We start from the raw sequence: 12775 nt of genomic DNA, 5'->3' as shown, positions 1-12775 counted from the left end.
GACAGGGTTCGAATCAGCTCGAGGAATTGTCGGCTCGGCTGGAGATCTGCTGCACCGCCCAGCCGTTCCCGTCGGGATCGCTGAAGAAGACGAAGCCGACATTGTCGAGCGGATGCGGGACGGGCCGCGGATTCTTGCCGAGCTCCTGCACCTCACTGACCTCGACTCCCCGCGCCACCAGCTCCGCGTGCGCCTGCCCGATATCGGGAACCACGAGTTGCAGGCCCTTCAGCGAGCCCGGCGGCATCTCCGGCACGGCCCCTTTGCCGATGACGATCGAGCAGCCCGAGCCGGGCGGGGTGAGTTGCACGATGCGCACGTCGTCGGAGATCACCGTGTCGTGGTCGACGGCGAAGCCGAGCTGACGCGCGTAGAAATCCTTGGCCCGGTCGATATCGGAAACCGGGACGATCACAACTTCCAGAGTCCAGTTCACTACGCGCCTCCGCGTTGCAGTCCGGGGTGATGCGCCAAGTGTGCCAGTTCCGCGCTCCGGAGCGGCGCGTATCGCCTCCCTCGCCGCGGTCAGGGCTTGCGTTCCCATCGCCAGGCGAATTCGCCGGTCGCCGGGGGTGGGCCCGGCAACTCGCCCTCGGTGGTGAGCCCGTCCACGATCAGCGCGAGGACGCGGTGGCGCAGTTCGGCGGTGCGCACCGGGTCGGGCATCGTGATGGCCGAGCAGGCCTCGAAGATCAGGCCGAGGTCGAGGGCATCGACATCGGGCCGAAGGCGACCGCTGGCGTGCGCGCGGCGGACCAGCTCCTCGCCGGCCTCGCCCGAGTGCACGACGTCGGGCAGCATCGACTCGTCGGGTGTGAAGGTGCCCGCCAGACGCACGGTGAGCGAGTGCACGTCGGCCTCGACGACCCGTTCCAGGAATCCGACGAACCCGCGCCAGCCGTCCGAATCCTCCAACGCCGCATCGGCTTCCGCGTTGAATCGCCGTAGCCCCTCGTGGCAGAGGGTGCGCAGCAGTACCTCCTTGCTCGGATAGCGCCGGTAGAGCGCGCTGATTCCGACGCCCGCCCGTTCGGCGACGGCGGCGATCGGCGCGTTCGGATCGTCGAGGAACACCGCGCGGGCGGCGTCGAGGATCAGTCCGTCGTTGCGCGCGGCCTGCGCCTTGCGACCGGGCAAGCGGGGCTGATCTGCGGTTTCGGTCTGCTTCGCCATGAATATCAGCCTACCACTTGAAACAGAATGTTCCGTTCTGCTATGTTTGAAACAGAACGAAACATTCCGTTTCAATAGGAGGAGTCGACATGACCGCCATCACCCCGTTCCGGATCGACGTTCCGCAGGCCCGCCTCGACGATCTCGCCGACCGGCTGCGCGGCGCCCTGTACCCCGACGAACTGCCCGGCGTCGGCGATTCCTACGGCGTCCCGGCCGGTCGCCTCCGCGCCCTGGCCGAGTACTGGCTCGAAGAGTTCGATTGGCGCGCACTGGAATCAGAGCTCAACGCCTACCCGCAGTTCACCACCGAGATCGACGGTGAGGACATCCACTTCCTGCACATCCGCTCCTCACGCGCCGATGCGACGCCGGTGATCCTCACCCATGGCTGGCCCGGTTCGATCCTCGAATACGTCGACGTGATCGCGCCACTCACCGAGCCGGAATCGGCCGACACGCCCGCCTTCCACCTCGTGATCCCCTCGCTGCCCGGTTTCGGTTTCTCCGGTCCCACCCGCAGCACCGGCTGGAACCGCTACCGCACCGCCCGCGCCTGGGCCGAGCTGATGTCGCGCCTGGGCTACCAGCGCTACGGCGCCATCGGCAACGACGGCGGCTCGATGGTCTCCCCGGAGATCGGCCGGATCGCGCCCGACAATGTGATCGGTGTGCATGTCACCCAGCTGTTCTCGTTCCCGTCCGGCGACCCGGCCGAGTTCGAGGGTCTCTCCGAGGCGGATATGGCCGCGCTGCAACATCTCCAGTGGTTCCACGAGAACAAGATGGCCTTCAACACCCTGCACAGCCAGCAGCCGCAGACCCTGGCCTACGCGCTCGCCGATTCCCCGGTGGGCCTGCTCGGCTGGAACGCGCAGCTGTTCGGTGAGTCGCTCGACGCGCAGTTCGTGATCGCGAATGTGGCGCTGTACTGGCTCACCGGGACGGCGGGTTCGTCGCTGCGCTTCTACTACGAGGACGCACACGCCACCGAGCAGCCGACCGAGCCGACCACGGTCCCGACCGGGCTGGCCATGTTCGCCGGCGATTTCCAGTCGATCCGCCGGTTCGCCGAGCGCGACCACAGCAAGATCGTCAGCTGGAATTCCTACGACACCAGCACGGGTGTGGGCGGCGCGAACGACGCGGCCGGGCACTACGCCGCACACGAGGCGCCCGCGGTGCTGGTCGGCGACATCCGCGAGTTCTTCGCCGGGCTCGCCTGATTCGTCCAGGTGCCGCGGCCCACGCTCCCCTCATCGGTGCGTGGGTCGCGACCCATTCGAATCATGCACCAGCGCAGTGTGATACGCGCACCAAAGATGCCAATCAGTGATGCTCGTGCAGGTCGGCCCAGGCCGGGAACGGATCGGCGTAGCCGGTCCACGCGCTCGGGCCCGCCGCGAACTCCGCGTCGGTGAGCAGCGCGGCGTCGAGTTCGCGCCGTACAGCGGGGGCGTCGATGCGCACCCCGATGAACACCAGCTCCTGCCCGGCGGGCACTTCCAGTTCCGACCACCACGCGCCGGGTTCGAAGGTCAGGTTCGGGCCCGCCTGCGACCAGATCGCCGCCAGCTCGGGACGGCTCGCGATCCAGCAGAATCCCTTGCTGCGCAACATCCCCCGCAATCGCTCCAGCGCGGCGGCGAGGCGTTGCGGATGGAAGGGCCGGTCGGCGAGGAAGGTGAAGCTGCTGATCCCGTATTCCTCGGTCTCGGGAGCGTGTCCCCCCGCCAATTCCTCTGCCCAGCCTTCGGATTCGGCCGCGACCACCGGGTTGTAGCGCCCGGTGGCGAGCACTTCATCCAGGTTCACGATGCCCTTCTCGGTTCGCAGCACGTGTGCTCGCGGGTTGAGCCTTCGTACGGTCGCCTCCACCGTGGCCGCGGCGTTCGCGCTGACCAGGTCGGTCTTGTTGATCAACAGCACGTCGGCGAACTCCACCTGATCGACCAGCAGATCCGCGATCGAGCGGGCATCACCCTCGCCGGCTTCGAGGTCGCGTTCGGTGAGCGCCTGTCCGCGGACGAGTTCGGCCAGGAAGGTCGAGGCGTCGACGACGGTGACCGTGGTGTCGAGGCGGGCGATATCGCCGAGGCGGAACCCGTCGTCGAACTCCCAGTCGAACGTGGCGGCCACCGGCATGGGTTCGGAGATGCCGGTGGACTCGATCACCAGCTGGTCGAAGCGGCCCTCGCGCGCCAGACGCGCGACCGCCTCGATCAGGTCCTCGCGCAGGGTGCAGCAGATGCAGCCGTTGGTGAGTTCGACCAGCTTCTCCTCTGTGCGGTCGAGGTGTCCCTGGCCCGCGACCAGCGCCGCGTCGATGTTGACCTCGCTCATGTCGTTGACGATCACCGCGACCCGGCGGCCGTCGCGGTTGGCGAGGATGTGATTGAGCAGCGTGGTCTTGCCTGCGCCGAGGAAGCCGGACAGGACGGTGACGGGCAGGGGTGTCAGGGTGTTGGTCACGAGTTAATGATAATGGTTTTCATTTGCAGTGCCCAGGTGGGGTCTCGCGACGGCGAGTGCGGTCGTAGGGTTGGGGCGTGAAGATGTTGCCGCTGACCCCCGATGGCCAGACCCCCGTTCGCGCGCTCACCATCGCGGGCACCGACTCCGGTGGCGGCGCGGGCATCCAGGCCGATTCGCGCACCATGGCGCTGTGCGGCGTGCACGCGTGCGTGGCGGTGGCCGCCGTGACCGTGCAGAACACGGTGGGCGTCAGCGGTTTTCACGAGATTCCGCCGCAGGTCGTGGCCGATCAGGTACGGGCGGTCGTGCGCGATATCGGCATCGGCGCGGCCAAGACCGGCATGCTCGCCTCCACCGCGATCATCGAGGCCGTCGCCGGGGTGTGCCGCGAGCTCGGAATCGGGCGCGAGGGCACCATCCCGCTGGTGGTCGATCCCGTCGCGGCTTCCATGCACGGTGATCCGCTGCTGCACGCCGAAGCCCTGGAGGCAGTGCGCAATACGCTGATTCCGCTGGCGACCGTCGTTACCCCCAACCTCGACGAGGTGCGTCTGATCACCGGCATCGAGGTGGTCGACGACGCAACCGCGCGCAAGGCCGCCGAGGCATTGCACGCACTGGGCGCGCAGTGGGCGATCGTGAAGGGCGGGCACCTGCGCGCCTCGGAATTCAGCACCGACCTGCTCTACGACGGCGACACCTTCCGCGAGTTCAGCGCACCGCGCATCGCCACCGGCAACGATCACGGCGGCGGCGACACCCTGGCCGCGGCGATCGCCAGCGCGCTCGCCAACGGCTACCCGGTTCCCGACGCGGTGGAGTTCGCCAAGGAGTGGACCTACCGATGCCTCGCCGCCTCCTACGATCTCGGCGCAGGTCACGGCCCCGTCTCACCACTCTGGAGACTCCACGTCGAGGCCTAGCGTGGCGTCCCGAACTTGTCGGTGCCCAGGTTCATACTGAATCCATCGCACCCCCGTCGACCCCAATGACGTGATCGGCGAGAACAACGGAGTTCGTGCCGGGCGCGAGATCTCAGTCGAGACCGAAAGCCGAGCGCAGCGGTTCCGACGGGTCGATCTTGACCCCGTTGAAGCGAGCGTGCGCCTGCGCCAGCGCCGAGATGCTCTCGGCCAGATAGTCGACGAAGCGCTCGACCGGCATCGCCGATACTTCGCGCTGGTTCGCGCCGAGCCACCAGTCCGTGGCCGAGGCGACCGCGCCGAAAATCGAATAGTTCACCAATTCGATCCCGGTCACGTCGATCGATTCCGTCGGCAGCAGGCCAGCGAAGAATTCCGCCGCCCGCCTCGCCGATTGGCGGGCCGCGACCAGCGCGCGTTCGGTTTCCTTGGCCTGCTGGCTGAAATGGCTGTGCAGCATGAACCGGAAGACATTCGGATGCGCCGACACGACCGCCACATATTCGGTGGCCGCGGTATGGACGAGTTCGCTGATCGAATCGTCGGTGAGATTCACGCTGGTGAGCACGCGCTCCCAGAGCATGTCGCGCACCCGGTCGACGATCGCGTTGTAGAGGTCGGTCTTGTCCTCGAAGTGGCGATACAGCTTCGGCTTGGCCGCACCGGCTTCCTTGGCGATATCGCCCATGCTCACATCGGGCCCGACTTGATCGAGCGCCCGGAACGCCGCGTCGACGAATTCGATACGCACCTGCACGCGATGCTCACGCCAGCGTTCGGTCCGCGCGTCGACACGACGCCGCGGCGCCTCGTCCGTCTTGGGGTAACCGCGCGTCACGGTAGTAATACTAGGGCGGGCCGTACCGAGGGTTACGCACCCCACCGAGAGCGGGAACACATTTGCCGAAACAGCAAGATTTCTGGCGCCCTGCGGAGCTGCCGATGCACTATCCGATGATCCTTTCACCCTGACTGACCAGGAGCATCGATGACCGAGACCGTGGCGAACGCCGAAGAGTTCTGGGAAGACTTCTACCGCGAGCGTGCGCAGATCTGGACCGGCAACCCGAACCCCCTCCTGGTGCGCGAGGTCTCCGAACTGACCCCCGGGACCGCCCTCGACCTGGGCTGCGGCGAGGGCGCCGACGCGATCTGGCTGGCGGAGGGCGGCTGGCAGGTCACCGCCGCCGACATCTCCGCGACCGCGATGGAGCGCGGCGCGCGGCGGGCCGCCGAAGTAGGCGTGACGATCGTGTGGGAGCGCCACGACCTCCAGGCGAGCTTCCCGGCAGGCACCTTCGACCTGGTGTCGGCGCAGTTCCTGCACTCCCCGGTGGAACTGCCGGACGAGCGGGCCGGGATTCTGCGCAGCGCGGCGGCCGCCGTCGCGCCCGGTGGTGTGCTGGTGATCGGCGCGCACGCGGCCGCGCCGAGCTGGGCCTCCAGCGAGATGCACGCTCATGTGTTCCCGACCATCGAGCAGGTGCTCGACCAGCTCGAGCTCGGCCCCGAATGGCAGGTCGAGACCGCTGAGCTGGTCCACACCCCCTCGACCAGCCCCGACGGTGTGGCCGGCGAGCGCGCCGACAGCGTGCTGCGCCTGCGCCGCGGCTGACCACGATCCCCAGCAACCTCCCAGCCTGGTCCCAGCTCGGTGGCAGCGCGGCCGTCGAGCCTGGGTGTCATGACTCAGACCGAGGCCGAGCAGAAGGCCATGCAGAGCAGCCGCGCGCCGGTGCTCGACGTAGTGATACCCGTCTACAACGAAGAGGTCGATCTCGGCCTGTGCGTGCGGAGGTTGCACGCCTATCTGCGCGCCGGATTCCCGTTCACGGCCCGCATCACCATCGCCGACAACGCCAGCACCGACGCCACCCTCGCGGTGGCGGAGTTGCTGGCCGCGGAACTCGACGGCGTCGAGGTGCTGCACCTGGACGCCAAAGGGCGCGGGCGGGCCCTACGGGCCGCGTGGGAAGCCTCGGACGCGGCGGTGGTCGCGTACATGGATGTCGACCTGTCGACCGACCTGGACGCGCTGCTGCCGCTGGTCGCGCCGCTGGTGTCCGGGCATTCCGATCTCGCGATCGGCACCAGGCTCGACGCGTCGGCTCGGGTGGTGCGCGGACCCAAGCGTGAGATCATCTCCCGCTGCTACAACCTGCTACTGAAAACCACTCTGCGGGCGGGTTTTTCGGATGCGCAGTGCGGCTTCAAAGCCGTGCGCACCGAGGTCGCCCGGGAACTGCTGCCACTGGTCCGGGACGGCGAGTGGTTCTTCGATACCGAGTTGCTGGTGCTGGCCGAGCGGGCGGGTCTGCGGATTCACGAGGTGCCCGTCGACTGGATCGACGATCCCGACAGCCGGGTCGACATCGTCGATACCGCACGCAAGGACCTGCGCGGAATCTGGCGCTTGACCAGGGCGCTGACCACCGGCGCCCTCCCGCTGGACGAGCTGCGGGCCGCTGTCGGGCGGGAACCGCTGGTCGCCGGGGTACCCCTCGGCATGGTCGGGCAGCTGGTGCGGTTCGCGATCGTCGGGGTGAGCTCGACCCTCGCCTACATCGTGCTGTATCTGCTGTTGCAGCCGCTGCTCGGCAGTCAGGGCGCCAATCTGATATCGCTGCTGGTCACCGCGGTGGGCAATACGGCCGCCAACCGGGCATTCACCTTCGGTGTGCGCGGACGCGGCAACGCGATGTCGCACCAGTTCCAGGGCTTGGCCATCTTCGCGTTCGGGCTGGCGATCACCAGCGGATCCCTGTTCGCCCTGCATCGCTGGGCTCCCGACGCACCCGTGGCGGTGGAACTCACCGTCCTGGTCACCGCCAATCTCGTGGCGACACTCGCTCGTTTCGTCGGCCTGCGCTGGGTGTTCCGGCACGCGGGCGGCGACCGGACGAGCGTCTCGCCGGTGTTCGTAGCCACCGACAATGCGGATTCGGCGGCGCGTGCGCACGCGGTGGAGGTCCGTCGATGACCACGACCATCGCACCCTCCCCACCGGCCGATACCGTGCGGGCGAGGCCGACCCGAAAGCGCTGGGAGCGCCCAGCGTTGGCGGTGTTGCTGCTCGGCACGCTGATCGCCTATCTCATCAATCTGAGCGCCAACGGCTGGGCCAACGACTTCTATGCCGCTGCGGTACAGGCAGGTTCGCAATCGTGGGAGGCGTTCTTCTTCGGCTCCTCCGATGCCGCCAACTCGATCACCGTCGACAAACCGCCCGCTTCGCTGTGGGTGATGGAGCTGTCGGTCCGGCTGTTCGGGCTCAACAGCTGGAGCATGCTGGTGCCGCAGGTGCTGCTCGGCGTCGCGAGCGTCGCACTGTTGTGGGCGACCGTCCGCAGGTCGTTCGGACCCGCGGCGGGGTTGATCGCGGGCACGGTGCTCGCGGTGACTCCCGTTGCGGTGCTGATGTTCCGGTTCAACAATCCCGACGCGCTGCTCGTCCTGCTGATGATCGCGGCCGCGTGGGCGATGACACGAGCGGTCGCGGACGGACGGTGGCGATGGTTGCTGCTCACCGGCGCGTTCATCGGATTCGGGTTCCTGGCCAAGCAGTTGCAGGTGCTGTTGGTGGTGCCACCGTTGGCCCTGATGTATCTGATCGCCGGACCCCCGAAGCTGGGAAAGCGGGTCGCTCAATTGTTCGCCGCCGGTGCCGCGATGGTGGCCGGCGCGGGTTGGTGGATAGCGGCGGTGGAGCTGTGGCCGTCGGATTCGCGGCCGTGGATCGGTGGGTCGCAGAACAATTCGATCATCGAGCTCACCCTCGGATACAACGGACTCGGCCGGTTGAACGGCAACGAGACCGGCAGTGTCGGACCCGGCGGGGAACTGCCCGCCGGCGGCAACGGGATGTGGGGAAGCACCGGGATCACCCGGATGTTCGAACCCGCGCAGGGCGGTCAGATCGCGTGGCTGATTCCGGCGGCGTTGCTCGCGCTCGTGATCGGGCTCGCCTTGCGCGGACGCGCGCCGCGCACCGATGCTCGACGGGCCGCGCTGATCCTCTGGGGCGGTTGGCTTCTCGTCACCGGACTGGTGTTCAGCTTCATGGCGGGGATCTTCCACCAGTACTACACGGTGGCCCTCGCGCCCGCCGTCGCGGCGCTGGTCGGGATCGGGGCCGTGCAGATCTGGGGTTCGCGTGATCGGCTGTGGCTGCGGTGCGCGGGCGCAGTGGCCATCGCGCTCACCACGGCGACCGCGTGGATGTTGTTGTCACGCAGCGCTTCCTTCCAGCCGTGGTTGCGCTGGGCGATCCTTGTCGTCGGTGTCATCGCCACCGTCGCGTTCGTGTTCCCGCCGGCTCGCAAGCAGTCGGTGATCGTGGCGCTCGCCGCGGCCTTCATCGGCCTCGCCGGGCCGATCGCCTACTCGGTCGACACCCTCGCGTCCGCGCATTCCGGTGCGATCCCCTCCGCCGGACCCAGTTCCGGCGGGATGCACGGAATGGGGGGACCCGGTATGCGTCCCGGTGGAGACGGCGGCAGGCCCGGCGCCGATGGATCCGCCAGGGACGGTGCCGCACCCGGCGGTGCTGCCACGGGTGCGCCGACCGGCACGCCGCCGGACGGTGGCGCGCAGGGGCAAGATGGCGCGGCTACGCCGAACGGTGCCGCGCAGGGTACGAACGGCGGTGACCAGCACATGGGTGGCGCGGGTGGATTGCTGGGCGGATCGCGGCCGAGCGACCAGATCGTCACCCTGCTGGAGTCGAACGGCACCGACTACACCTGGGTCGCGGCGGCCGTCGGTTCCAACAGCGCCGCCGGGTATCAGCTCGCCACCGAACTGCCGGTGATGCCGGTCGGCGGGTTCAACGGCAGCGACCCGTCGCCCACCCTCGAACAGTTCCAGCAGTACGTGGCCGACGGAAAGATCCACTACTTCGTCGGTGGTGGGCGCGGTGGCCCCGGCGGGAACAGCGCATCGACCAGCTCGGCGATCACCGCCTGGGTGACGGCCAACTACACCGCGACGACAGTCGACGGAGTAACCCTCTACGACCTCACCCAACCGAAGGCGTAGCTGTCTCGCCGTCAGGCCGGGGCCCGGCGGATCACCCCGATCCGCCGGACCCCGGCCTTCGTGTAGCCGCCCATATGTAGGGCAACCCTGTGTCCCCATCGCCGCTACTCGACCCGACGTCGGTCGCGTCGGAGAGCGGGCGCAGCGGCCTTTGCGCGAGCCACCCGGGTGAGCAGTGTCAGCGAGCGGCGGGGACCGTGGCGGCGACCCACTCAGCGAAGGACGGACCGGCCAGGGTGGCGTGCGGGGACGGCAGGAGGGTGCCGTTCTCGAATTGCTCGCGGTCGGGGTTGGCGGAGTCGGAGGTTTCGATGATCTGCAACGAATCGCCGCGGGCCTCGACCAGGACAGTGGCCGCACCGGCCATGGTCTCCGGCTGCGGTCCTGCGATCTCCGGGAACGGAATATCCTCGGCGGCAATCGGATTCGCGGCGAGATCGACCAGCGCCTCGGCTACTGTTCGAGCGGCGACCAGCTGGGTACGCATACCCGGAACGTAGGCGACGGAGCCTTGCGTACCCCACCCGGCCATCACCTCGACGAGCTCGTGGAACTGCGCCGCACGCAGGATCTGCACCGGCAGCACACCTTTGAGAAGTTCCTGCTCGTGGGCGAGCTTGGCGGCGTTGTACCCGGCGAGCGAACCGTCGATCCCGATGATGGACACCACGACCAGCCGCTCGACCCCGGCCCGCTCCCCCGCCGCATGCAGGTTCCGCGCGGAAGCGGTGAAGAAGTCGGTCGCCACCTGCTGATCGGCCGAGGGCGTACTGGACGCGTCGATAACGATGTCGACCCCGGTCAACGCCTCGTCGAGACCCGCACCGGTCTCGATGTCGACACCGTCGGCGCGCGAGAAGGCGACAACGTCATACCCACGCTCGGCCAGCACATCCACCACGTGCCGACCCAGCCGCCCGGTTGCCCCCGCCACCGCGATCTTCTTCTGCTCCACCATGATCCACTCCTTCATCGCTTCTTGCGGGTTCACAGAGTCGACGAAGTAGGCGACCGGAGTGTGACATCACCTGGTCACGACGTCTCGAGACTCCCCCGAGGCGCGACCCAGCGGTGATTGAGGTCCACCACCGATGCGACCGTTTCGAAATCGGAGTCGTAGTGGAACAGGACAAGGCGGTGTTCTATCGCCAACACCGAAGCGAGCAGGTCATGGATGCCGACCGCGCGGTGGCGGCCCGACCGCGCGAGTTCGCGCTGGATAGCAAACGCGCTCTGCCAGTGTTCGTCGTTGGTCGGTAGATACTCGAACAGCGCGCGCCGATCCGATCGGAGCTGTTCGTATTCGACAGGATTGCGCGCGCTGTAGAGGATCTCGGCGTCGATAGCGGCACAGGTGGCGACCATTCCCGCGTCGATGAGCGGCACGAGGTGACCGGCAACCTCCGGACGAGGCATTCGCGCGAGTGCGCTGGTGTCGACCAGGTATCGCGCTGTCACCGCCATACGTCGTCGCGCCGATCCTTATCGGCCATCTCTGCCAGCCCCCCGTTGATGAGCCACTCGACATGACGGGCTCGGGCCGCGGTGACCGCAGCCGAGTGCAGGGCCGCGCGCACGGTATCGGAGACGCCGGTAGTCCCGAGCGCGTCCTGCGCGGACTCGAGTAGCTCGTCGTCGATCTCGATCAGGCGTTTGGTCATCGCACAGTCCCTCGATATATATTCCCCCATGCCCGAACTATATACCTCGAAACGACCAGGTCACAAGGGTTCAGTGGGACAGGTTCAGGGCGGTGTGGAGGGTGGCGGCCCACTGGTCGACGATCAGTTTGCGGCGAGCGGAGTCGTCGGTGAGGACGTCGGCGAGGCCGAGTCCGCGGGCCAGGTCGAGGGTGGCCTGGACGAGATGGTGGGTGACCGGGTCGGAGTCGTCGACGCCGAGGGCTTCGATGGCGCGGCGGTGGGAGATGCGGCCGAACCGGGCCTCGAGGGGCAGGATGCGTTCGCGCAGGGCCGGGTCGGCGGCGGCGTGGGTCCAGACCTGGAGCGCGGCTTTGAAGAACGGGGTGGTGTAGGACTCGACGAGCGCGGAGACGACGGCGCGCGTGCGGCCTTCACCCTGGGCGACCGCGTTCACCGTTTCGGCCTCGGCCTTGGCCTGGTCCATCCGGAACTCGAACATGAACTCGAGCGCGGCGGTGATCAGGTCCTCGCGGGTGGGGAAATGGTGCTGGGCGGCGCCGCGCGACACCCCGGCCCGCTCGGCGACCACCGACACGGTGGCGGCTGCCCAGCCGGTTTCGGCCAGGCAGTCGATGGTCGCCTCCAGCAGCCGCTGCCGGGTGGCCCGGCTGCGGTCCTGCTTGGGTTCGTGGGGTGTCGCCATCGGACTATTGTGCCCAGCTGGGCGGACGCTTCTGGAAGAAGGCCGTCATGCCCTCGATCACCTCGGGGGTGCCGAAGAAGCTCGCCGACCGCTCGGCCAGTGCTTCGGCCTCGGTGTCGAACGTAGCCAGCACCGCCGCGTTGACCAGTTTCTTGGACTCGGCCAGTCCCTGCGGCGACCCCTTGCGCAGCTCGCCACTCAGGCGTTTCACCTCGGCGGCGGCGTCCTGCGCGGCCACGGTGACCAGGCCGATCTCCTGCGCGGTCGCGGCGTCGAACTTCTCGCCGGTCAGGAAGTAGCGGCTCGCGGCCCGCTGGTCCAGCCGCGGCACCAGCGTGAGCGAGATCATGAACGGCGCCATCCCGATGCGCACCTCGGTGAGCGCGAAACTGCTGCTCGGTCCGGCCACGACCAGATCGCAGGCCCCGATGATGCCCATGCCGCCGGCCCGGACATTGCCGTCGATCTGCGCGATCACCGGCTTGGGCGAGGCGAGGATGCCGCGCAGTACGTCGATCATCACGCGGGTGCGTTCGTCGGCGGCCACCGCCGGGTCGGCCGTGCTCGCCTCCTTGAGGTCGGCGCCCGCGCAGAAGGTGTCACCGGTGTGGGCGAGCACGATGCCGCGCACGGCGGGATCGGCGCCCGCGGCGTCGAATCCGGCGAGCAGCTCACGAACGAGCTTGGACGAGAGCGCATTGCGGTTGTGCGGGGAATCGAAGGTTAGCGTGGCGAACCCGTCGACGACCTCGTAGCGGACGAACGGTGTTTCCGTCGCGTCACTCATCGGGACTCCTGTTCATCCGGTAGGGGTGGTCGCC

14 protein-coding genes are annotated in these 12775 nt (G+C 68.1%); 5 read left to right on the top strand and 9 right to left on the bottom strand.

The window, feature by feature from the left end; genetic code table 11:
* Window positions 1–13 precede the first annotated feature (13 nt).
* Both ACFTS5_RS21640 and ACFTS5_RS21635 read right to left on the bottom strand, forming a co-directional pair.
* Window positions 14–436 carry a VOC family protein gene (locus ACFTS5_RS21640; RefSeq protein ID WP_378633744.1) on the bottom strand — a complete coding sequence of 141 codons (423 nt, stop codon included), beginning with the start codon at window positions 434–436 and terminating at the stop codon, window positions 14–16.
* A gap of 89 nt (window positions 437–525) precedes the next feature.
* On the bottom strand, window positions 526–1173 hold the full coding sequence (locus ACFTS5_RS21635) for a TetR/AcrR family transcriptional regulator (RefSeq protein WP_378633741.1): 648 nt from the start codon (window positions 1171–1173) through the stop codon (window positions 526–528).
* A gap of 89 nt (window positions 1174–1262) precedes the next feature.
* Between ACFTS5_RS21635 and ACFTS5_RS21630 the strand changes: the two genes are divergently transcribed.
* Entirely contained in the window at window positions 1263–2399 is a 1137-nt protein-coding gene (locus ACFTS5_RS21630) for an epoxide hydrolase family protein (protein ID WP_378633739.1), read from the top strand.
* 103 nt (window positions 2400–2502) lie between these two features.
* Here the strand turns inward: ACFTS5_RS21630 and ACFTS5_RS21625 are convergent, their stop codons facing one another.
* Window positions 2503–3633, bottom strand: a complete 1131-nt coding sequence (locus tag ACFTS5_RS21625; protein ID WP_378634478.1) for a GTP-binding protein — start codon at window positions 3631–3633, stop codon at window positions 2503–2505.
* An 89-nt stretch (window positions 3634–3722) separates the two neighbouring features.
* Here ACFTS5_RS21625 and thiD point away from each other — a divergent pair, with 89 nt between their 5' ends.
* Window positions 3723–4571, top strand: a complete 849-nt coding sequence (thiD, locus tag ACFTS5_RS21620; protein WP_378633736.1) for a bifunctional hydroxymethylpyrimidine kinase/phosphomethylpyrimidine kinase — start codon at window positions 3723–3725, stop codon at window positions 4569–4571.
* A gap of 112 nt (window positions 4572–4683) precedes the next feature.
* Here thiD and ACFTS5_RS21615 read toward each other — a convergent pair whose 3' ends face one another.
* Window positions 4684–5409, bottom strand: coding sequence for a TetR/AcrR family transcriptional regulator (locus ACFTS5_RS21615; RefSeq protein ID WP_378633734.1), 726 nt, complete (start codon window positions 5407–5409; stop codon window positions 4684–4686).
* Window positions 5410–5559: 150 nt separating this feature from the next.
* Between ACFTS5_RS21615 and ACFTS5_RS21610 the strand changes: the two genes are divergently transcribed.
* The 3 genes from ACFTS5_RS21610 to ACFTS5_RS21600 all read left to right on the top strand — a co-directional run bounded on the left by ACFTS5_RS21610 (window position 5560) and on the right by ACFTS5_RS21600 (window position 9608).
* Entirely contained in the window at window positions 5560–6186 is a 627-nt protein-coding gene (locus ACFTS5_RS21610) for a class I SAM-dependent methyltransferase (RefSeq protein ID WP_378633731.1), read from the top strand.
* A gap of 69 nt (window positions 6187–6255) precedes the next feature.
* Complete coding sequence (locus ACFTS5_RS21605; protein ID WP_378633728.1) at window positions 6256–7551, top strand: glycosyltransferase; 1296 nt, start codon at window positions 6256–6258, stop codon at window positions 7549–7551.
* Window positions 7548–9608, top strand: coding sequence for a glycosyltransferase family 39 protein (locus ACFTS5_RS21600; RefSeq protein WP_378633726.1), 2061 nt, complete (start codon window positions 7548–7550; stop codon window positions 9606–9608). The genes ACFTS5_RS21605 and ACFTS5_RS21600 overlap by 4 nt, the downstream gene beginning before the upstream one ends.
* Window positions 9609–9786: 178 nt before the next feature.
* Here the strand turns inward: ACFTS5_RS21600 and ACFTS5_RS21595 are convergent, their stop codons facing one another.
* The 5 genes from ACFTS5_RS21595 to ACFTS5_RS21575 form a co-directional block, all read right to left on the bottom strand.
* Complete coding sequence (locus ACFTS5_RS21595) at window positions 9787–10566, bottom strand: SDR family oxidoreductase (RefSeq protein ID WP_378633724.1); 780 nt, start codon at window positions 10564–10566, stop codon at window positions 9787–9789.
* Window positions 10567–10640: 74 nt separating this feature from the next.
* Complete coding sequence (locus ACFTS5_RS21590) at window positions 10641–11072, bottom strand: PIN domain-containing protein (protein ID WP_378633721.1); 432 nt, start codon at window positions 11070–11072, stop codon at window positions 10641–10643.
* Window positions 11063–11269: a DUF2191 domain-containing protein gene (locus ACFTS5_RS21585; RefSeq protein ID WP_358104280.1), complete on the bottom strand. Its 207-nt coding sequence runs from the start codon at window positions 11267–11269 to the stop codon at window positions 11063–11065. The genes ACFTS5_RS21590 and ACFTS5_RS21585 overlap by 10 nt, the downstream gene beginning before the upstream one ends.
* A gap of 70 nt (window positions 11270–11339) precedes the next feature.
* Window positions 11340–11954, bottom strand: a complete 615-nt coding sequence (locus ACFTS5_RS21580; protein WP_101465384.1) for a TetR/AcrR family transcriptional regulator — start codon at window positions 11952–11954, stop codon at window positions 11340–11342.
* A 4-nt stretch (window positions 11955–11958) separates the two neighbouring features.
* A complete protein-coding gene (locus ACFTS5_RS21575; protein ID WP_378633717.1) occupies window positions 11959–12741 on the bottom strand; it encodes an enoyl-CoA hydratase family protein in 783 nt (260 codons plus the stop codon).
* Between the last annotated feature and the right edge of the window lie 34 nt (window positions 12742–12775).

Origin of the sequence: Nocardia sp. NPDC056952 (assembly GCF_042674185.1) — a bacterium.
GTDB lineage: Bacteria > Actinomycetota > Actinomycetes > Mycobacteriales > Mycobacteriaceae > Nocardia.
Note: the sequence above shows the minus strand (reverse complement) of the source record. Positions and strands in the feature narration are given on the sequence as shown.